Annotated in this window: 10 protein-coding genes; 3 read left to right on the top strand and 7 right to left on the bottom strand. The window is 40.5% G+C overall.

Annotated elements, in window-relative coordinates; genetic code table 11:
* Positions 1-331: 331 nt before the first annotated feature.
* From D0T56_RS14040 to D0T56_RS14030, 3 genes are all read right to left on the bottom strand, one after another.
* Positions 332-1,285, bottom strand: coding sequence for a helix-turn-helix domain-containing protein (locus D0T56_RS14040; RefSeq protein ID WP_163320795.1), 954 nt, complete (start codon positions 1,283-1,285; stop codon positions 332-334).
* Positions 1,278-2,282 (bottom strand): helix-turn-helix domain-containing protein, encoded by a 1,005-nt coding sequence (locus D0T56_RS14035; protein WP_163320794.1) that lies wholly within the window; start codon positions 2,280-2,282, stop codon positions 1,278-1,280. The genes D0T56_RS14040 and D0T56_RS14035 overlap by 8 nt, the downstream gene beginning before the upstream one ends.
* Positions 2,283-2,615: 333 nt before the next feature.
* Positions 2,616-3,461, bottom strand: coding sequence for a glycosyltransferase family 2 protein (locus D0T56_RS14030; protein WP_163320793.1), 846 nt, complete (start codon positions 3,459-3,461; stop codon positions 2,616-2,618).
* Positions 3,462-3,934: 473 nt separating this feature from the next.
* Here D0T56_RS14030 and D0T56_RS14025 point away from each other — a divergent pair, with 473 nt between their 5' ends.
* Both D0T56_RS14025 and D0T56_RS14020 read left to right on the top strand, forming a co-directional pair.
* The gene (locus tag D0T56_RS14025; RefSeq protein WP_163320792.1) at positions 3,935-8,461 is read left to right on the top strand and encodes a glycosyl hydrolase; all 4,527 of its coding nucleotides are present in this window, start codon (positions 3,935-3,937) and stop codon (positions 8,459-8,461) included.
* A 10-nt stretch (positions 8,462-8,471) separates the two neighbouring features.
* Positions 8,472-12,914, top strand: coding sequence for a discoidin domain-containing protein (locus tag D0T56_RS14020; protein WP_163320791.1), 4,443 nt, complete (start codon positions 8,472-8,474; stop codon positions 12,912-12,914).
* A 230-nt stretch (positions 12,915-13,144) separates the two neighbouring features.
* Here D0T56_RS14020 and D0T56_RS14015 read toward each other — a convergent pair whose 3' ends face one another.
* From D0T56_RS14015 to D0T56_RS14005, 4 genes are all read right to left on the bottom strand, one after another.
* Entirely contained in the window at positions 13,145-15,376 is a 2,232-nt protein-coding gene (locus D0T56_RS14015; protein WP_163320790.1) for a glycoside hydrolase family 3 N-terminal domain-containing protein, read from the bottom strand.
* A gap of 25 nt (positions 15,377-15,401) precedes the next feature.
* Entirely contained in the window at positions 15,402-15,557 is a 156-nt protein-coding gene (locus tag D0T56_RS16650; protein WP_221412361.1) for a hypothetical protein, read from the bottom strand.
* Between the two features lie 232 nt (positions 15,558-15,789).
* The gene (locus D0T56_RS14010) at positions 15,790-17,799 is read right to left on the bottom strand and encodes an FAD-dependent oxidoreductase (protein WP_163320789.1); all 2,010 of its coding nucleotides are present in this window, start codon (positions 17,797-17,799) and stop codon (positions 15,790-15,792) included.
* Between the two features lie 251 nt (positions 17,800-18,050).
* Complete coding sequence (locus tag D0T56_RS14005; RefSeq protein WP_163320788.1) at positions 18,051-19,745, bottom strand: leucine-rich repeat domain-containing protein; 1,695 nt, start codon at positions 19,743-19,745, stop codon at positions 18,051-18,053.
* 383 nt (positions 19,746-20,128) lie between these two features.
* Here D0T56_RS14005 and D0T56_RS14000 point away from each other — a divergent pair, with 383 nt between their 5' ends.
* Positions 20,129-21,991 (top strand): FAD-dependent oxidoreductase, encoded by a 1,863-nt coding sequence (locus D0T56_RS14000; RefSeq protein ID WP_163320787.1) that lies wholly within the window; start codon positions 20,129-20,131, stop codon positions 21,989-21,991.
* Positions 21,992-22,118 lie beyond the last annotated feature (127 nt).

Below are 22,118 nucleotides of genomic sequence, written 5' to 3'. Positions count from 1 at the left end.
TCAAAATATACCCGATATGATCCAACTACCCGTTGCTAAGTTGAAGATGCTTATTGTTACATATAAACCATTGAAGTCATCTAGACTTTTTAAATTATACTTAATTTTTGAGTTTTTGTCATGTTGAACGTAGTGAAACATCTAAAAAANAAAAAACAGATCCTTCGATACTCTCAGGATGACAAAATTGAATAAAACGAAAAAGTCTAGACGGTTTCATTATATAAGTCCCTTTCTCTTGAAGAAACTAACTCTCATTTTCTGCATTGGCAACCTATCGCTCTATTTCTTGGTGAGTACATTTTACAAGATGCTGAAGAGCATTCTGAGTTCACAAGCGGTTTACATATTCCCGTTGCTTTCTGAAATATTTTGCTTGAGCCATTTCGTCCGATCCGGTAATCAGGATGGAATGTCTTTTTAGAGAAAGAAACCACTCTTTGTGAGCTTCGTATATTTCGGGTTTATTAATGACTATCCGGTTGAAAAAATTGAACGAAAAAAAAGAGGCAGTGTTATCATTCCAGGAGTAATACCCGCTGTTGACGTCGATATTCAGATTGGATAAATAATAAAAATTTCTCACATCAAGCAAATCTTCACATCTGATCTCCTTTTCCATAGAATCGAGCATGCTATGTAATTCTTCTTTTATAACCTTTTTTTCGTCCTCAGTTATCAAATTCAGGCTATGAAAATAAAGCACAAGATTCAACGGGCCTAAAAAAACATTGGGATCTAAAATAAGTGTATTGTTTTTTGTTTGTTTTACATTAGATTCTATGCTTTTTCTCAGTTTTTCCAATTCCGGAGAAATCTCCACTTCCGAATATTTCGTTCTGTGCAAATTCTGGTCTTTCCAATACAACCAAATGTAATAAGACAGTTTGAATAAGTTATTGTAATGAACACAAAGTTCTGACGGTAAATAATTCAGGGCAGCAACAGAGTAGGAATATTCGTCCGAGAGGCGGTCGTCTATGCTTTTCTTAAATCTTTTCATCCTTTCCATGAAACCTTGCTTGGGGTCTTTCTCAACTTTTATGTCGATCACTATCTTACTGTTCCTGTCACTCAAAGCTACAAGTTCATCCAACGAAAAGCCTAATTCTTCTGATAGTGTGACCAGTTCTTCGATGTCGAAAGACATTTTTCCACTTAATCTACGGTATGCAGATTCTTTACTGATGTCGAGTATATCAGATAGATAATCAACAGGTTTTGTTTGAGGAGGCATTAACTCCAATAATTTGTTGATGATTGATGTCCTTATATTGTTACTCATAAAAATAATCTTTGTCTTTAGCATTTTTGATATTTTCGATAAGGCTGCGTTGCCTGTCAATAAATTTTGTTCGTAAAATTTCGTTAGTTCCACTTATCAGACTTGAGTATTTTTTTAACGAATTGAACCATGAACGATATGTATTACATATTCTGGGATTATCGGAACTTATACTAACACCATAAGATATCCACAGACTAACAAGCTGCTCATCATCACATTTACAGTACAACCCTGACGATTCTATCTGAGTGGAGGATATATATATATTGCTCGAAAAACCTACATATTCTATTTTCCGGCTTACAGCATACTCCATCGCATCAACAAATCTGTATAAATCTTTTTGCAACAAGAGCATCTCGTCTTCCGTGATTAGTTGTCTGTAATAATAGTACTGAATCTCACGGATTGTACTCTCCAGAAAATAAAAATCCAATATATAAGTATGTTTCCCTGAAGGGATATGAGTCTTGAGCTTTTCTTGTAAAGAAATAATTTCGTCGGTCAGGATAACACTCGACATGCCAAATTCGAGTGGCATTCTTTGTGTCTGATGTATCCATCGGTAGTAATAAAACTTAAAAAGATGATCGAAAGATACGGCAGTCAGAATCATGAGGCGATTTGCAGCAACCATAACTTCCGCATTCTGAGCCTTACTCGTTTCGTCTATATTCTGCAAATATGTGGACAGAAACTCGACAAAAGTTTTCTTCGGCTCGAATAATTCATCCGAACGCGATTGGAATACAATAGGTTGTTTGCCCAAGTCGTTGTTCTGATCTGCATAAATTATATCGTCGAGAGAGATAAATAGACTGGAAGATATTTTAACGAGATCCTCCAGAGTAAAAGCAATTTCCCCCTTCAATCTTCTGTAAATAGATTCTTTACTGATATTGAGCACATCATGCAAAAAATCGACAGGGTTGATGTATGTTGGTATTTTTGCTAAAACCTTATTTATAATTTTCTTTTTTAGTATCGAGTCCATTACATTTATAAATTATACTTACTATAATAACATTTTGTTTGCCATAGAGTTGTCATAATTTATAATTTTATTTTTATTCAATGCCGAGTATATGATGTTAACTCATTTGTTATAAGATTTATATCCGTTTTGTCATTTTGAACGAAGTGAAAAATCTGTATATTTCAATTCAAATCCTTCGTTTTACTCAGAAATAACGTTCGAGGAACGAAAGCGACTCAATGACAATACAAATATGTATTGATAGAAAAAGGTTTCTACTTTTAAGGCTGATGGTTAAAGGAGAAAACCAAAGGCAAGAAGAACTTTGGGGGTTTTATGAATTTTGTAAAATCAATCTACTTTTGGATTCGATTCTTTTATTTTAGTAAGTTTAAGGGTAGTACATATTTTATTAAATACTTTAAATAGGAAATGGATCCATTTCTTGGATAAAGTAAATTCTGTAATGTAAGCGTTTCTTTGCAGATAATGCAGATAGTTAATCTTGTTGAATACTTGCTCCGACAGTTCTTGTTGCGCAATTAGTTGTTTTTCCCTTAGAATGGCTTTTCCGCCCACATTGCTGCTGAAACCTTCCGTATCGTAAATTACGATATCAACATCTACATACCTCACCGGCTCGTGATGCAAGCCAATTGCAATGAAAAATAGTTTGAAATCGGATGCAATTCGTAGTTTTTCGTCATAGTAGCCATATTTGTCAAACATTTTTCGGTTTATAAAAAATGCCTGATGGCATAGTCCATCCGAAAATATATCGTAGAGAGAAAAAGTCCAGTCCCGATTTTTATATATACCATATTTTACAAGCTCACCACTAAAATCGTAGAAAAAATTTCCGCAAACAAAGCTGTCGTGCCAATCTTCCTTGAAAGCATTTTCCAAAACAGTATCGGAGGCATATATATCGCCGGAGTTCAGAAAATGAAGGTATTCACCTTTTGCAGCTTTAATTCCTTTATTCATGGCTTCATATATCCCCTTGTCGGGCTCGCTCAGGCTGTATGTAATATGTTCGGCGTATAGCTTCATCACATCGGTGCTGCCGTCTGTCGATGCCCCGTCAATGACAATAAACTCATAATTGTGGGAGGTTTGGGAGATTACACTTTTTATAGTTTTTTCCAAACCTGTCTTATTATTCAAATTTATAGTTATTATGGATACTTTCTTCATCAATTTGGGTTTTGTATGCTATTATTGTATATACTTGTCACTATCTTCAGAATACAAAGATACAAACAAAAAATAAGTATTCGATATCTCATACTATTCCATCCTAAAATAGCTTTTGTTTTTTATCAGATTTGCAAATATCAGCAATGTTTTCTATTGGCCTTTTGCAATTATTTCGCCTGAAAAAACATTGACAAAAATTGCTGCGTTTTGAATGACCTGCTGGATGTGTGATGTAACAATTGAAAAGATATATTATACACACTTGTTCGATAATGTTCTGTCCTTTAGATTAGTATAGTTTTCGTTTTTTTACCTGTTGTAGTATTGTTGAGTTATTTAGTCTTTCTAAATGAGTTTTTAGTGAGGTGAAATATTTGTCTTCGCGGGTGGAATGGTGATACATTTGTAATATACGGAAAATACATTTTCCATTCAACTTGAATCTATTTATTACAAACTCATTTAATATCATGAAAAGATTTCTGTTTTTATTATTGTTCATCAGTCCTTTTTTGATCGTAAATGCCCAACGGCAGATATCGGTAGGGAAGGGTAGTTATGCCGAATATCCACCCGAATCGGTGGCTTACGACGATGGCTATTTCGCACATCCGGCCAAATGGTTCGAATTGGCATGGGATGAACTGAATCTTCACGAAAATGTAAAAGGAAGACCTATTCCAACAAACGATTGGTGGACGGAATTCATCTTCCGTGGAACCGGAAGAATTCAGCCGGAGTATCATGTTCCACCAGTAACGGTGACAACAGATGGAGATCGCTTCGGCAGTGAGGCTTGGGCATATCCGTATATGCTTACCGCAAGCGCCGAGGGATTCAATGTTTTCTATCCGAAAGGTTTTGACGGAGGAGGAATGAACAGAGGAACCCCTTTGAAAGTTAATGGTACAACTAAGATACAGGCAAATAATGCCAGTACTATTTTTGCCGATTTTGAAAGTGCTACCTGGCCTGAAGGGTGGATGGTAACTACAAATTCGGATAACATTCCGGGACCGATGGCAACGAGTGAAATCTCACAAAGCCCAACTCCCAATGGATATATTGGCGACCGTTTTGTCAATACATTTAAAGGTGATGCAGCGAAGTTTTCAATGACTTCGCCATCTTTTACCGTTGATAAAGATTACATCCGCATGTATGTTGGCGGAGGAAACTATCCGGATGAAACTTATGTAGGGTTATTTGTTGACGGTCAGAGAGTTCGATATTCGACAGGAGAAAATAGTGGAACGTTGACGCAAAAAACCTGGGATGTAAAAGAATATAAAGGAAAACAAGCCGAAATCCGTATTGTGGACAATAGCGGAGGCGGATGGGGTTTTATCATGTGCGATGAAATTATCTTTACAGATAATGAGTTTGGAGGCTCCGGCTATACGCCTGATTTCAAGACTGCAAGTGCCAAAGTATACGACTGGAACGATCTTGGCTTCACCCTAAGAAGTGAAAACAACGGAAAACTTATGGATGCGACTCTGGTTCATGGAGTTCCGTTCATGTATGTAGAGATGAAAGATATTTATCCGATTCTTGCGCCGGAGTCAAAATCTTCAGTTTATAATGTAAACGGTGAATTGGTAGATGATTTTCCCGCCAACCTGAATACATTTACCATCGAGTACGATGGTCGTGTGTATGGTGTTCATGCGCCAAGTGGCAGCAAGATACACCGGTCGAACGGTGGTGATTATCAAGTCGAAATTTCGGGAAGCAAACGTTATGTTGTCATATCGGTTCTTCCTGACAGGTCGTTCCTGAAAACTTACGATCAGTATGCCCGAAACAAACCGGGCGATGTGCGTTTCAACTATGAGTATAAAGTGGAGGAAGGAAAAATTGTAACCACCTTCGATATGGATGCTCAAAACTTGGATAACGGGGCAAAAGATCAGGAAGTGCTTATGTCTTTCTTGCCACATCACTATCGGACGACGAACAAGAATTTTAATTTTATTTCCGGAGCAGATTACCAGATTTTTAGAGGTAAAATGCAAACGGCAGCCTCCAAGTCCTTCTCTCTTTCATACAATTTTGGGGGTATGCCTCCTTATTTGCCCGAACCGTTAGATTTGGCTGAAGACAGGCAACAAACATTATCTTCCCTATTGGATTATTCTTCACAGCATTATACCGTGAACGGAAATACGTATGCAAAAGGTTTGGGTGAAAACAGCACATTGATGTTGATGGCCAAATCGTTGGGGCACTCAGGATTCGACCAGATAAAAAATAACCTTAAAAATGAATTTGTGGATTGGTATACGTTCGACGAGTCGGAGAGAAATGCAAAGCAACGTTTCTTTGCTCAATATCCTAATTTCGGGGCAATGATTGGTTTTCCTCCGGGATACGGATCGCAGGGATTCAATGACGTACATTTCCACAATGGATATTTCGCAGTGGGAACGGCAAGGCTAATGATGGTGGATAAAGAATTTAAGCGTGACTATGCCGGTATGGCGAAGCTAGTTGCCCGGAATTATGCGAACTGGGAACGTTGGGAGAAAGATGGCGATACGTTTATGCCATTCCTAAGAACATTTGACCCTTATCTGGGGCACTCTTTTGCCGGAGGAATAGGTGATGGCGGAGGAAACAATCAGGAGTCTACCTCAGAGGCTATTAACTCTTGGTTTGGAATATACATGTTAGGCGTTGAGCTGAATGACAAAAAGATAATAGATGCCGGGGCAATGGGGTATATGCTCGAAGTAATGTCTGCCGGAGAGTATTGGCTCGATCTTTACGACGAGAATTTCCCTTCCACTTACGAACACGACTATGTGGGTATTGTGCGTACCGACAATCTGGCTTGGGCAACGTATTTTGCGGGCGATCCGGCTTGGGTACTGGGAATTCAGGCATGCCCTGTCGATTTCTTCTACACAAATTTCGGACTGAACCCTGAGAAAATGACACAGATCAACCAGTCTATGTTCCATGACAGAACCACTTTCTACTGGGATGAAAAACCAATGCACGACAACGACGATCCGTACGATAACATCAGGGCGATGGGACCTTATCTTGGTGGTTACCATCTGAATATAATGAATTATACCGATCCTGAGAATGCAGCTCAATGGATTGATAAATTGTGCAAACAGGATGGCGAAGCAGGAACAGAGTGGCGGAATCATCCTAACACAACTACGAACTATTATATGAGCAATGCCATGATTACTTATGGTGTTCCGGCAGAAGGCTATCATACAAGTATACCTTCGGGTGCAGTTTATAAAAATGCGAAAGGAGAACTGACTTATTTGCTTTACAATGCTAAAAGTGAGGATGTTGATGTGAAGATATATAAAGATGGTATTGTGATTGAAACCATCAAGGTTGGAGCCGGAAGGTTTTATAATTCAAGGATAATAGGCGCTCAAAGACCGACTGTCAGCATTACGAATTATGAGGACAGTGACAAAATTGCCTTGAATAAAACAATTAAAGTAGAGGCTTCTGCGAGCGATAAGGATGGCCATGTGTTGAGTGTCGATTTTTATATGGAAGATCAGCTTATAGGAACAGCATATACCGAACCATTCGAGATAGAATATAAACCGACAGTGTCCGGAATGAAGCAATTGAAAGCCATAGCAACAGATAATGAAGGGAACAAAAGCGAACCTTTTGTCTTGAATATTGAAGTTTTGGCAACAGAACAAACTCCATTCAACGGTACACCTTGGAATATTCCACAAGATAAAATACGTGCGGTTGAGTTCGATCACGGAGGATTGGGTATTTCGTGCCATGACAACGAGCCAGAAGTAGCAGGAGGAGATAACTACCGAAAGGAAACAGGCGTTGAAACAGAAAATACGGCAAATGGCGATGGCAATATCGGCTGGACAAACACTGGCGAATGGCTCGAATATACAGTTGACGTGAAAGAAACGGGTGTTTATGCCATGTCGTCTAACTTCTCATCGGCAGGCGGAGGTGCTTTCCGCATATTCTTCGACGGGGTGGACATGACAGGTTCTGTTTCTGTTGAATCGACCGGATCGTGGGGCGATTATAAAGACATTCATATTGCCGACATTCCACTGAAAGCAGGTAAGCAAATCATGCGGGTGATGATTGACCGCACGGGTATGAATATCAGTTCATACAAATTTACTTTGCTTCAGGGAGAGAAAGTGCCGTCGGAGGTGAATGCCGGAGCCGATCAGGTTATCAAACTACCCGAAACAACGGCAACGCTTTCGGCTAAAGCAGAAACATACAATGGTTCAACAATAGTTTCGTATGAATGGAAGCAGCTTGATTCTAATTCTCCGGTTACTATACAGGCGGCTAATCAGGCAACAACACAAGTTTCGGGACTACAACTGGGAACATACGTTTTCGAAGTGTCCATAGTTGACAGTAATGGTTTCACCGCTTCGGACGAAGTGGTAGTGGTTGTGATGCAAGGTAATTTTGCTCCGATTGCCAATCCGGGAAACAGTTTGACTATACCTTTCTCTCAGAAAGAAGTTACGCTGGACGGAAGTAAATCGTACGACCCTGACGGTACAATCGTGAAATATGAGTGGGAACAAATAGACTCGAACAACAAGTTGGCTATATCTCAAGAGAATGCGAACCCTAACGCAACTGTAACAGGATTTGAAGAAGGTAAACTGTATATCTTCCGCTTGACAGTTACAGATAACGGAGGAGCAAGTGCATCCGAGAATGTCAGGGTATATGTTGAAGGCATAAATGGAATATCAGATGCGGAGCAAGTGAATGTTTCAGTCTATCCAAACCCATTCTCGGATAAGCTGATAGTATCAATTCCTGAAAATAAAGAATATGAAATCCTGAAACTATATTCCGTAGCCGGAAATGTGATATTGCAGAAAGACATCCGGGATATGTTACATATAGAATTGGATACTTATGGTATTAATAAAGGTTATTACATTCTTGCACTGATTTCGAAAGGTGGAGAATCAGTTACTTATAAAATTGTAAAATAAGAAATAAACCATGAAAAAAATAATTTTCTCGATTATAGTACTGCTTGCAGCTTGGCAAATCTCTTTTGCTCAGGAACTTGTAAGTCAGGGGAAGAGAAGTTGGGCTTCGTCTCTGGATCATGATTGGACGGTGGCTTCAGATGGAAATGACGGAGACTCAAAAACCCGTTTTGGCAGTGGGCATAAAGACGATGCCTGGTGGACAGTCGATCTGGGACAGGAATATCACGTATCCCGTGTCGAAATAGACTGGGAAGGTGCTTTCGGGAAGAAGTACCAGATTCAACTGTCGAACGATGAGGAGTTCAAAAGTTTTGAAATTATCGCCGATATAACTAACGGCAAGGGTGGACAAGTGGTTCACCCTACCGATCTGAACAAGAAAGGGCGCTATGTGCGGATGCAGGGAGTAGAAAGAGGAACCGAGCACGGCTATTCTTTCTGGGAATTCCGTGCCTATGGTCTTGACGAATTAAGGGAAGTTCCTGTTAAGATGGAAGTTCCTAATGTAGAGTATCTTAAAGTAAAACTGACCCCTGCCGACCTTACAGGGAAAAGTGAGATTGAGATTAAAAACGAGAGTAAGGTTATCGACCTGAAGTACAATGTTGGCAGTCCTCTGAAAGTAGAACTATTGGATGTAAAAGGAAACTTCATTGTTGATTTTTATACATTGAAGGAAGGCTCTGATACGGAACAGATTAAAGGTTCACCATTGGATGTTATTGTATATGAGAATATGGTTGTCGGAGTGGAGCTTACTCCCGGAATACCAATTGATAAAGGACTTGTAAGTCAAGGAAAAACCAGCTGGGCATCGTCTCTCGATCATGAATGGACCGATGCTATGGGAGGAAATGACGGAGACACCGAAACCCGCTTTGGCAGTGGACATGAAGACAATGCTTGGTGGACAGTCGATTTGGGCAGGGAATATCATATTTCCCGTGTCGAAATAGATTGGGAAGGAGCTTTCGGTAAGAAATATCAAATCCAGATATCAAACGACAAGGATTTTAATGATTTTGAAATTATTGCCGACATCACCAACGGTCAGGGTGGGGAAGAGGTTATCCCTACCGATCTGAACAAGAAAGGACGTTATCTGCGAATGCAGGGAATAGAGCGGGGCACCGAGCACGGTTATTCTTTCTGGGAGTTTCGTGCCTATGGCATTGACGAGTTGAAGCAAGTTCCTATCAAGATGGAAGTGCCTTATGTTCAATACCTGAAAGTGCGATTGACCCCTGCCGATCTCACGGGCAAAAGCGAATTGATTGTTCAGAACAAGGACGAGGTTATTGATTTGTCATACAACGAAGGCAGTCCTTTGAAAATAGATTTGCTCGACTTCAGGGGGAATTTCGATATTGACTTTTTCACCTTGAAAGAAGGTACTGAGACAGACTCGATCAAAGGTGTGCCTTTAAGCACAACAGTATATGAAAATATGATTGTCGGAGTGAAACTTACGCCGATAATAACTTTTGGCAATCAAACCCCGGTGGCAGACGCAGGTCCTGATATTCAGGCCTATTCTCCGGTGAATGAGGTTGAACTTGATGGCTCGAAAAGTATAGACCGTGACGGGGAAATTATTTCTTATGGTTGGGAACAGATAAGTGGACCCGCTGATGCTGTGTTTACAAGTCCCAATTCGGCAAAAACAACGGCGACAGGCTTGGTTCTTGGCGATTATAAATTCCGTCTGACAGTGGTGGATAATGAAAACGCTATTGTGACAGACGATATAAATGTATCGATTCTTCCTCCGGAACAAATCGACTTCTTGTTGTCAAGTCCGGATAATGGGTCAATGATAATTGATACTCGCCGTCCGGTTTTGCGTTGGCAAGAATGTGAAGGAGCTACTAATTATGAAATATTTGTTAATATAACCCGTAACGATTACGAATGGTATGCTTCCGGAAATTTATTAGACCGTTATACGAAAGTAGGCGATGCGACAACCAATTCTTTCACAATGGATCAGGATTTGGTTGACCGTTGGACTTACAAATGGTATGTTATCGCAACCACTGCCGATGGTCTTAAATTCTCCGATAAGAAACAGTTTGGCTTGTATATTCCACACATAGAGCAACATGACGATGGTATCGATATTATTGATGGCTGTCGCGATATGAATAAAAATGGCACTATCGAACCATTCGAGGACTGGCGGTTAACCCCCGAAGAACGTTTGAATGACATAATGGGGCGTCTTACGATAGAAGAAAAGTTGTCTCAGCTATTTTATGGCGGAAATGATAATCCTCTGGATGGATTTGCTTTCTCTTACGGAGTTGAGAATGGTATGCGTGATGCTCAGTATGCCGCTTCAAAAACAAGAATGGGACTTCCTGTTGCCTTTTTGGGTGACAAAATGCATGGCTGGAAAACGATATATCCTACACAATTGGGGTTGGCGGCTACCCGTGACATGAATTTGGCGTATCAATGTGCAAACTTGCATCGAATAGAACAAAAATCGTTTGGTTTTACGGGAACACTTGCGCCTTTGGCCGAAGTGGGAACAAAAGTGCTGTATCCACGCTTGCAAGAGGGTGGGGGCGAAAACGCCGATGACGTAGCAGCTATGATACGTGCTATGATTTGCGGTATGCAGGGAGGTCCTGAAGTGAATCCTCACTCGATGATAAGCACCGTAAAACACTGGGCGGGTCAGGGAGCCGGAGGCGAAGGACCAACGCAATATGATGAGGTTACGATAAAATATCACATGAAACCGTGGTATGCTGCTGTTGATGCCAATGCAATATCGGTGATGCCGGGATACAGTACTTCTCCATTTCTGGACCCTTCGAATGCAGGGGCAAATGAAAGCAAATTAATTATAAACTATCTGAGAAATGAGATTGGTTATAAAGGATTTATTGTAACCGATTGGCTGGCAGCAAACACAGAACAATCTATTAAAAGCATCGGAGCAGGAATAGACGTATTAGGTGGAGCTCCGTCGAAAAGTGATCAGGCCGGAGTTGGAACCGATTTTGACGAATTGATTGCTGCCGTTGGCATGGAACGCCTTGATGATGCCGTAAGCCGTGTGTTGGATATGAAAATCAGAATGGGTATGTTCGAAAACCCTTATGACGACCCAACTTGCACCTGGACAAATGAAAAACATCACGATATAGTTCTGAATGCGGCACGTAAGTCGATAACGTTATTGACTAACGATAATGTGTTGCCATTGAAAATGAATGCAGGAGAGAAACTTTTGGTTGCAGGGCAACGAAGAACCTGGGAGAACCAGCATGACGACCCAAATGTGATCTGGCAGTCGATTTATTACGATAACCCTCAGGCAAAAAAATATTTGCAGGCTATTGAAGAAAGAGGTAGCAAGGATGGTATTATTGTTCTTGACAATGAGGGTGAAGCAGGTACGGCAATTGTTGTAATAGGTGAAAATTCGTATACACATGGTACAGATTGGGATGATAAAAACCCGAATATACCGGAAGAACAGTTGTCTGTTATCAGAGATCTACACGACAAAGGCGTGAAAGTTATAACTGTAGTTATATTGCCTCGTCCTTATGTTCTGACTCCGGTGGTAGAATTGTCTGATGCGGTTATGGTTGTATATCGAGGTGGAAACGGAATAGGTCAGGCGGTAGCCGAATGTATTTTTGGAGATTTTGCTCCAAGCGGAAAACTTCCTTTCCAATTGCCTCGCTCTCAGGAGCAAGTAGGGGTGGACAATTTAGATATTTATCATAGCAATACAGCTACCGAACGTTGGGAACTGCCATACGATATAGGTGCTACGGAGGCTCATCGTGCCCAAATCAGGGAGAAAATAGCGAACGATGAACAAGTGCCTGCTATCTTTGGAAACCCATTGTTTCATTACGGCTTTGGAATACAGGGTTTTGGAGTGGACGATGATACACCTCCTTTAAGTTTCGATTTGCTTACACCTGAAAATGACTATTCAACAGATAAGAATTCCGTAACATTTACGTGGGAGAGAAGTAGCGATCCCGAATCGGCCATAGCATACTATGAGGTTTATATTGACGGAAGTGCCCGTGCACAGGTAACAACAACCAATTATACGGAAAATCTGCTCGATCTAGGTGCGCATACATGGTTCGTAAAGGCTGTCAACGGTTGGGGACTGGAGCAAAACTCCACATCGACCCGCAGTTTCACTGTTGCCGGTTCCGGCATCACAGAACAACAAGATGGAGGAATAGTAATTTATCCGAATCCGGTTAAAGAGAATCTCTTTATAAAGATAAAGGACTTTGACGAAGCTTTAAGTTTGAAGATAATTGACACAACAGGACGAATAGTTGTTGAGAATCAAATTAAATATTCAGATTCTTCAATTGATATGTCAGGTTTCAATACGGGTGTTTATTATCTGATAATTAAAGGAGAAAAAGAAGTGAAAACATTTAAGTTACTGAAAAAGTGAAATTAAACTATAAGAATTTGATCTAGTGTAAATTCAAATGAAAAAGAGGTGTGTTCCGAAAGTAAATTCCAATGTCTTTTTGTCATCCTGAACAAAGTGAAGGATCTGTTTTAGAAAGTACAGATTCTTCGTTGCACTCAGAATGACAAAAATCAGTAACACTTTGATAGTGCAATCTTACTTTTGGAACACACCTCTTTTCTTGTTAGAAAGAACTAACTACAACTATTTTATTTAACCACAAATTTAGCTTTCAAGCCATCAGCGCTATTTGTCCCGATCCAAAGATCGAAGTCACCCTGTTCGGCTTTTTTTGTAAGATCACGACCCCAGAATGCAAGATCGTCAGTTGATATTTTAAATTCTATTGTTTTCGATTCCCCAGCCTTTAGGCTTACTCTTTGGAAACCTTTGAGCTCCTTTACCGGGCGAACGATCGACCCTACCAAATCCCGAACATAAAGTTGCGCTACCTCAGTGCCATCCACATTACTTGTATTTTTAATTGTGACTTTGGCTGTGAGCGAGCCTCCCATCGCAAGTTCGGTGGTTGACAACGCCAGGTTGGAATATTCAAATTTGCTGTACGACAATCCATACCCGAATGGGTATAACGGTTTATCTCCCGAATCCAGATAGAAAGAAGTGTTTCCCAGTGATGTTTGAGGAGCTTCAATAGCAATATCTTCCAATTTCGGAATCCATTGAGGAGGACGCCCCGTGTTGTTATGATTGTAATACATTGGTATTTGCCCCACTTCACGAACAAAAGTCACAGGGAGTTTGCCGCTAGGATTTGCTTTGCCATAAAGCAGGTCAAGAATAGCGGGTCCACCCATCGTTCCGGGATGAAAATTGTAAAGAACTGCATCCGCATACGGTAAGTCTCTTTCGATGGTTAAAGGCCTGCCTGCCATAATTACCACTACAACAGGTTTTCCTGTGCTCTTTACGGCTTTCAACAGCTCGGATTGAACGCCAATCAGATTGATGTTAGACAGCGAGTGAGCTTCTCCCGATAGTATTGATTCTTCACCCAAGAACACAACCGCAACATCTGCCGATTCTGCAGCTTTTTTAGCTTTCTCAAAATCAGAAGTATTTTTATCTCTTGAGTATTTCAGAACAGGCTCGTATACATAATTGATATTCTTATATTCCGTCTGCAATGCTTTTAAGGGAGTAACAGTATGTGCTTTTTCTCCATCAAAAACCCATGTACCCATCTGGTCGTGCGGAGCATCAGCCATTGGGCCTATAACAGCTATCTTTTGAGTCTCTTTCAGTGGCAATACATTTTCATTCTTCAACAGAATAGCCGATTGTATGGCAGCCTCTCTTGCTGTTTGCAAATGTTCTTTAGAATAAGTGGCTGATGCTTTTTTAGTATCAACATAAGGATTTGTGAACAAGCCTAAGCGATATTTTACCCTGAGTATGTTGCGGACATAATTGTCGACGTCAGTCATAGATACTTTTCCTTCATTGATCAGCTCTTTCAGGTAATCGGGATATGTTTCGCTTACCATTTCCATGTCGATACCCGCATTTGCAGAGATCATAGCCACATCTTTTCGGTCTTTGGCAAATCCGTGGGGAATCATTTCACGCATAGACTCCCAGTCGGAAACCACAAATCCGTCAAACTTCCATTCGTTGCGAAGAATGTCTTTCAGTAAAAAGCCATTTCCTGATGCTGGGATGCCGTCATTATCGTTGAAAGAGGTCATCAAGGTTGCTGCACCTGCTTCAACAGCTTTCTGAAAAGGGTGGAGATATACATTTCTCAGCAAGTGGATAGGAATATTCGTAGTGTTATAATCCCGCCCACCTTCGGCAGCACCATAACCGATAAAATGCTTAACGCATGCGGCAATAGATGTAGGATCGGAAAGACTCTTACCCTGAAATCCTCTGACCATGGCAGCACCCAGTTCACCCGCGAGATAAGGGTCTTCACCCAAACTTTCGGCAATACGTCCCCAGCGAGCATCACGCGAAATGTCTAACATCGGAGCAAATGTCCATGTTATACCTTTTTCTCTCGATTCGATGGCTGCTACTCTCGCTCCATTTTCTACAACCTGAGGATTGAAAGATGCTGCCTGTCCCAATGGAATAGGGAAGATTGTTTTAAGTCCGTGAATAACATCACGCCCGATGATGAGAGGAATCTTATTTGGACTTTCTTCAATGGCTACTCTTTGCATTTCGTTGACCTGTACAGGGTCGTAAATGTTGAGGAAAGAACCGATTTCCCCGTTTCTGACTCTTGTTTTGATGCTGTCGCTGATATCTCCCCAATTCAATTGGTTCATCTGACCGATTTTCTCATCAAGAGTCATTTTCTTTAGTAAGTCGTTGATGAATTTTTCCATCTTCGCATCTTCTGTGCTTTTTTGTTGTGCGTTCAATCCGAATGAGACACAAAACAAGGATAAAGCGATCAATAATTTCTTCATATTATTATGTATTTATTTATGTGAATCAGTAGTTGAGTTTATTATAGCAAAAACGTTCTTTTTTATTCGACATTGTGTAGGGGCGAATAAACATTCGCCCTGACATTCGGGCGTAAAATTTTACGCCCCTACTTTCGGGCGAAGCAGATGCCGTTTCGCCTAACGGGTTTAAACGTGACATCAGGCTGATTGACGGGGTACCCACACAGCGCAGATAAGCGACACGAACAAAAAGCTGTTTGTGGGTCGGCAAGAAACCTTGGTCACAGAAAGCCTTTTTGATTCCTTTTGAGGCTTTGGTCAATTAACAATCGAGGAGCGAAGGCGACTCAAAAGGAATGCAAGGAATTTTAATTCCGCGCAGTGTATTATATAAAATAAAAGAACACTTTTCAACTACTGATTGGTATTATTTATTTTCTTACAGGTAAAAACAATACGGCATCAGCAGCGACAACATTATCCGCTCCCTTGTTTGAAATTTCCACATAAGCATTTTTGCCCTCAGGTAGATTGTATCTGCCTAGTTTTACCCATTCGCCTAGTGTTTGACCTTCTACCTTAACATCAGACTGGAAGATTGTTTTTTCTTCAATTGATTTTCCGTCCGATATTGTTACCGCTGTTTTGTTAGAGCCATTTTCTAACTTAGGGAAATAGATGTAAATATCGTATTCACTTTCGCTAACTACGTTGGGCGTATATTTTATTGATTTAGGATCTTTACCCTTCGAATCGTCAACAAAGAAGTTCGACCCGTATCCACGGTATGTGTCGTAGTTGAAGCTCCAGTTTCCGACGGTTGTTACGGATGTTTTACTGTCGTTATCAACCAAAATTTCAGGAGTACTGCCATCGGCAAGAGGGTTGTTTGCAATTATCTCTTGTAGTTTTTTTATGTCAATATTCTGAACATCCGTGTTGTTGTCTATAGCATGGCAAGCAGCAACCGCAGCCGATTGAGCCATCACCATAAACACAGGCTCCATGCGGATTGACCCGTAGGCAATGTGAGATGCCGACATACAAACAGGAACGAGCAGATTGCAAGCCTCTTCTTTTTTAGGTGTGATGGATTTGTACGAAATAGGGTAGGGGGGAAAGCCTCCGACTTCCACATTTCCCTCGTTCTTTACCATTCCGTTTACCACATGGCGGTCGCAATTGTGCGAATCCATCGTGTATGCCGCCCATGCAATGGCATCTTCGGCAATCTCCTTGCCTTGACAATGATGTTGCGTCATTACCTTTTCGCCTATCATGCGTCTCGATTCACGTATATAGAGCTGATGTGACCAGTTGCCATTGTCTGTGTATTCGTCTTTCGGATAACCCCATGTTTGCATTTCTTTGCGGATATGTTCAGGAATGCGTTCGTCATTTCCTAAGAAGTAGAAAAGCCCTTTTGTATAATCTTCGTGTTCCTTTACAATCTTGGCTCTGTCTTCGTAGCTTGCTTCGGGATAATTCCAGTTTGCGCCGATCATGTCGGTAGAGAAGCCGCCAAAATTGTTTATATCGGTTTTTGCATTGGGCATTATTTGCCAGATGAAAATGTCGTAGAGTTTGTTCCACGGTTGTTTTTCTTTTAGCCTGACCAGCAGCTCATATCGGGCAGGGTCGTAATTGTCCGGCTTTGTAATCGGAACTAAGTTTTCGGCTCTATTTGTCAATGCCACTCGATAATTGTATGCCTGCACTTTCTTATCGCCTGTTCCGTTTGGTTGAATTGCCTTATCGGATATTCCCCAGATAAGTCCACTCGTAGAATCACCTTTCACTTTGTAAGGGTCAATTCCGTCAGGAAATTGATGCCCGTTGAGCAATTGTGAGCCGTTGTATGTTTCGTTATATGTTTTATTATCTTCCCTGCCAACGATGTAGGATACATTCGCTTTAGCCATCAAGTCTCCTTCATACGAGCAGTCAATAAAGACCTTGGCTTTTATTTTTTTGTTTGTAGAAGTATTTGGCGATTTAGAGTTTTCCACAATGATTTCCGTTATCCTGTTTCCCTCTTTTTTCACATCTAACAACCTGTTCTCGTACAAGACATCTACATCGGCACGTTTTACATAATCGTTGAATATGGCTTCGGCAACAGATGGCTCAAATATCCACTGTTCAAGTTTTCCGTAGTGAGAACCCAAACGACGATAAAAATCGCGAGCCAATCCCTGAACAACATATTTGTTGCCAATATCAGTGAAACCTAATCCGCCGGACGACATTCCTCCAAGATGATTTCCCGGTTCGATGAGCAGCACGCTTTTTCCGGCTTGTTTGGCCGTATATGCTGCAATCACTCCAGCCGATGTTCCCCCGTAAATGCAAACATCCACTTCTTCTACATTTTTGTCGGTGTTCGAACAACTCAGTAAAAAGAACAGGGGCAGCATAAATAATAATTTAAAGTACCTCATAATAAATAGTCGATATAATTTGTTTTACATATTTTCCTGAATCAAAGATGTAGCTTTTAAACAAGAATGAGTTGTAGATTTAGAAATTAGTCTTTCATGTATGTATGATAGCTTGAATAATTGTAGCAAATGGTTTTAGATTTGTTGCACAACTGCCCTGAAAGTGTTACCAGAAAAGAAATCCCCTGCTATTGCACTAAAACAGCAGGGGATTTGATCGTATGAAAAAAGTTACTTTTTTATATCACATCTTATTTTTTTAATATTTTCGATGTTTGTGTTCCAATTTTCACGAAGTAAATGCCTTGAGCATATCCCGATAGGTCGAAGCTGTCAGCGTCTGTTACAACAATAAGGCGACCCATAGCATTGTAAACTTCTTTTTGTACACCGGTTGCACCTTCAACAGTTACAATGCCTGAATTGTACGAAACAACTACTTTGTCACCGTTTTCGTCGTTGATAGAAACAGTTGAGTCTGGTTTGAACGTAACAACAAGAGCGTGACCGGGAGTTCTGGCAGCAGCACCTTCTACGGTGAAGGTTACTTTATTGTTCGTAACAGTAACAGGCTCTCCGTCTAGCGTAGCAACGTCTACAACAAAGCCTGTTTTTGGGGCAATGTCAAAAGTAATTTCTTTACCGTATTCTGCGTCAATTTTGTTTTCTTCGATAGTTCCATAAGTTGTAGAAACATCGCCATTCTCACCAACGGTAACATCGATTGTGTTGATTTTGGCTCTTACGTTCATTTGGTCGAAAGGAGCTACGGCAATGAAGTTTGTTACTGCTGTGGCATTAGGAACAAGTACAACAGATGTTGCGTCCACTACATCTCCAATATTGAAAGCATCGGCTGAAACAGCAGTTGATGGACTTGGAGCTGCAAATGTTCCACCTTGAGGTGGTGTTTCAGCTAAGAAAATGTACTTACGGGTAATAGAGCTTCCGGCTGGTAAAGCAAATGCTTTTTGTCCGATAGTGGATATTGCAGGTTGCCAATCAGGAGCATATTTATCTCTGTTTTTTCCCATTGTTGCAGGGAATGTAACCTCCACTAAGTTTTTACAATTATAGAATGAGTTTTGATCTGTAGAATAAATACCCTCTGGAATTACGATTGACGTTAATCCTGTGTTGTTAAATACATTAGTGCCATATTTTGTTTTTGAACCATCCGTTGGCATTCTTCCAGCAATGGAACTGAATGCAACTTTGCTAGAGTTCTCAAATACCTGTGTTGAAGAAGCAATCATTAAGTTTGCGGGAAAATCGCCTGTCAAAACTAAATTAGGACAACCGTAGAAAGACGTGTTCCCTAAAGAACCAGACATTCCGGCCGGAAGTCCGTTAGGTATTGTTAATTTTGTACAAGCCCTGAATGCTTCTGTTTCTATTGAAACAAGTCCTGAAGGTAGATCAACGTTTGTAAGGTTGGAACAAGTTGCAAATGCACACTTTCCGATAATGGTCATATTGTCAGAGAACTTAACTGTAGTCAACTGGGTAAGAGCAGCAAAAGCACCTGTACCGGTTGCAGGCCAACCAGATTCAACGTATTTTCCTCCAGACCAAGCCAACTGCCCTTGAATTTTATTATTAACCAATTTTGTTTCGGAAAGGTCAAGGGTTACCATATTCAATAATCTATTGCGTACAGCACGTAGATCCATCCAAGAATATTCAGCATCGCCTGTTAACTTTACATCTGTAACAGCATCCCAAGTTGCTTTTTCGTTTGTAAAGCCGGCATCAGTCAAAATTGTTCCTATTATGTTATAAACATGATTGTATTTATCAGCATCTGGATTATACTGAGCTCCTAAAGGAGTTGCAACATCCAAATCAATAACTATTGAAGTACCGTCCGGTGTTATTGATGATTGCGCCATTGCTCCATTCACGGCAAACAAGGCTAAAATTAATAATGAGTAAAATTTTTTCATTTTCATAACTATACAGATATTAAGTTAATAATTTTCTAGAATTTTTTGTTCACTAGTTTTGTTCGGTTTTTTGATATAAGCAAAGCTAAGGGATCGGCAAGAGGATAGCTTGCACGAAAAAATTATTCATTATAAAAACTGAAGCGTGGCTTTAGTTTTTGTCGCATAAGCATACATATTTGTCGCAACAGTATTGTGGATGGGCGATTTAACCTTTTTGAGAGATTGAAAACCTGTGCGAAGTTGGTGCTTGTAGAAGTCTTTGCGATGCTACAAATAGCAATAAATCTGATACATTAGAACAATAGACTTATTCCATTTAGTCATAATTTTGTTACATCGCTTATTTTGAATTATTTCTTTTAAATTTATAATACACTGATATGAAAAAAATTATTTTTCTTGTTTCAATTTTATTTTTATGCAATACATTCAGTGCTCATAATTTATTTGTAGAAACCGAAAGTTTCGAGAATAAAGGCGGATGGGTAGTTGACCAGCAATTTATGGATTTGATGGGGTCTTCTTATCTTATGGCTCATGGTTTGGGACGTCCGGTTGAGGATGCTTCAACCACCGTTTATTTTCCTGAGGGAGGAACATACAATATATATGTGAGAACTTTTAATTGGACTTCTCCGTGGTTTGGAGGCGAAGGTCCCGGAAAATTTCAGTTGAAAGTAAATGGAAAGAAAGTTTCGGGCGATCTTGGAACCAGAGGAGATGCTTGGATGTGGCAATCGGCCGGCAAAGTTTCGGTGAAAAAAGGTAATGCCAATATTGCGTTGCACGACCTGACAGGCTTTAACGGTAGGTGCGATGCTATCTATTTCGCAACAGATGAAAATGATACGCCACCTTCTGATGTAGCAGAATTGGAGGCTTTCAGAAAAAAAATGACGAATATACCCGATATGCCGGAAAATGCAGGCACATACGACCTGGTTGTAGTGGGCGGAGGTATTGCCGGGATGTGTGCGGCTGTTTCGGCCTCACGTTTGGGGTGTAAAGTAGCCTTGATAAACGACCGTCCTGTTTTGGGTGGCAATAATAGCTCGGAGATTAGGGTGCATTTAGGTGGACGCATCGAATCGGGACCTTATAAAGAATTGGGAAATCTGATTAAGGAATTTGGCCCTGAACGTTTCGGGAATGCAAAACCTGCCGAATATTATGAAGATGATAAGAAAATGAAATTTGTATCGGCGGAAAAAAATATAGAGGTTTTTCTCAACTATCGTGCAATGAATGTGACGATGGATGGCAGAAAAATTAAATCGGTTGTGGCTAAACATATTGAAAATGGTAAGGAGATCGAGTTTCGCGGTCTTAATTTTGCCGACTGTACGGGCGATGGAACAATCGGCTATCTGGCAGGAGCCGATTTTCTGATGGGGCGTGAAAGCCGTTCGGATTATGGCGAAGACATGGCTCCCGAAACAGCCGATAAAATGACTATGGGTTCGTCTGTGCAGTGGTATTCTGCACAAGAAAAAAATAAGGTAACTTTTCCTAAGTTTAAGTATGGTTTGGAATTCACGGAAGATAATTGCGAAAAAGTGAAGATGGGAGAGTGGCAATGGGAAACGGGTATGAATTTCGACCAGATTAAGGATTTTGAACGTGTCAGGGATTATGGTTTATTGGTTGTTTTCTCTAATTGGAGTTTTTTGAAAAACGAAAAGAAAAATAATCAGGAGTACAACAACCTGAGGTTGGATTGGGTAGCATATATTGCCGGAAAACGGGAGTCGAGAAGATTGCTTGGCGATTATATCCTGAAACAAGATGATCTGACTAAGAACGTATTTCATGAAGATGCATCCGCTGCAACCACCTGGACTATTGATCTGCATTTCCCCGATCCTGAAAATTCGAAAAAATTTCCGGGAAGGGAATTTAAATCGGAGGCCAGGCACAGGGCTTTCTATCCTTATGGTATTCCGTATCGTTGCCTCTATTCGCGAAATGTTGACAACCTGTTCATGGCAGGGCGAAACATAAGTGTGACGCATGTTGCTTTAGGTACGGTTCGTGTGATGCGGACTACGGGAATGATGGGCGAGGTTGTTGGTATGGCTGCATCGTTGGGTAAGAAATATAATGCTACGCCCAGAGAGGTTTACAGGTCACATCTGCCCGAACTGAGAAAACTGATGGAAGAAGGTGCAGGCAAAAAAGGATTGCCAAACAATCAGCTTTATAACGAAGGTGGAGCATTAAGTGAACCTCCTGTCGTACGATAGCTGTAAAGTTTCTGTCGGGATTAGTTTTCGAAAAAATTTGCGATATCGAAAAATTGCGTATATTTGTACTCTCGTTATCAATAATAGTAAAGCTCTGTCACTTTAGCAGTGACAGAGCTTTGTTTTT

The organism is Dysgonomonas sp. 520, from assembly GCF_010501095.1.
Taxonomy (GTDB): Bacteria; Bacteroidota; Bacteroidia; order Bacteroidales; family Dysgonomonadaceae; genus QVMP01.
Note: the sequence above shows the minus strand (reverse complement) of the source record. Positions and strands in the feature narration are given on the sequence as shown.

What these genes read in the sequence shown, in the direction of transcription:
- D0T56_RS14040 (WP_163320795.1), bottom strand. Translation starts at nt 1,285, where the DNA reads ATGAGTAACAATATAAGGACATCAATCATCAACAAATTATTGGAGTTA.
- D0T56_RS14035 (WP_163320794.1), bottom strand. Translation starts at nt 2,282, where the DNA reads ATGGACTCGATACTAAAAAAGAAAATTATAAATAAGGTTTTAGCAAAA.
- D0T56_RS14030 (WP_163320793.1), bottom strand. Translation starts at nt 3,461, where the DNA reads ATGAAGAAAGTATCCATAATAACTATAAATTTGAATAATAAGACAGGT.
- D0T56_RS14025 (WP_163320792.1), top strand. Translation starts at nt 3,935, where the DNA reads ATGAAAAGATTTCTGTTTTTATTATTGTTCATCAGTCCTTTTTTGATC.
- D0T56_RS14020 (WP_163320791.1), top strand. Translation starts at nt 8,472, where the DNA reads ATGAAAAAAATAATTTTCTCGATTATAGTACTGCTTGCAGCTTGGCAA.
- D0T56_RS14015 (WP_163320790.1), bottom strand. Translation starts at nt 15,376, where the DNA reads ATGAAGAAATTATTGATCGCTTTATCCTTGTTTTGTGTCTCATTCGGA.
- D0T56_RS16650 (WP_221412361.1), bottom strand. Translation starts at nt 15,557, where the DNA reads ATGTCACGTTTAAACCCGTTAGGCGAAACGGCATCTGCTTCGCCCGAA.
- D0T56_RS14010 (WP_163320789.1), bottom strand. Translation starts at nt 17,799, where the DNA reads ATGAGGTACTTTAAATTATTATTTATGCTGCCCCTGTTCTTTTTACTG.
- D0T56_RS14005 (WP_163320788.1), bottom strand. Translation starts at nt 19,745, where the DNA reads ATGAAAAAATTTTACTCATTATTAATTTTAGCCTTGTTTGCCGTGAAT.
- D0T56_RS14000 (WP_163320787.1), top strand. Translation starts at nt 20,129, where the DNA reads ATGAAAAAAATTATTTTTCTTGTTTCAATTTTATTTTTATGCAATACA.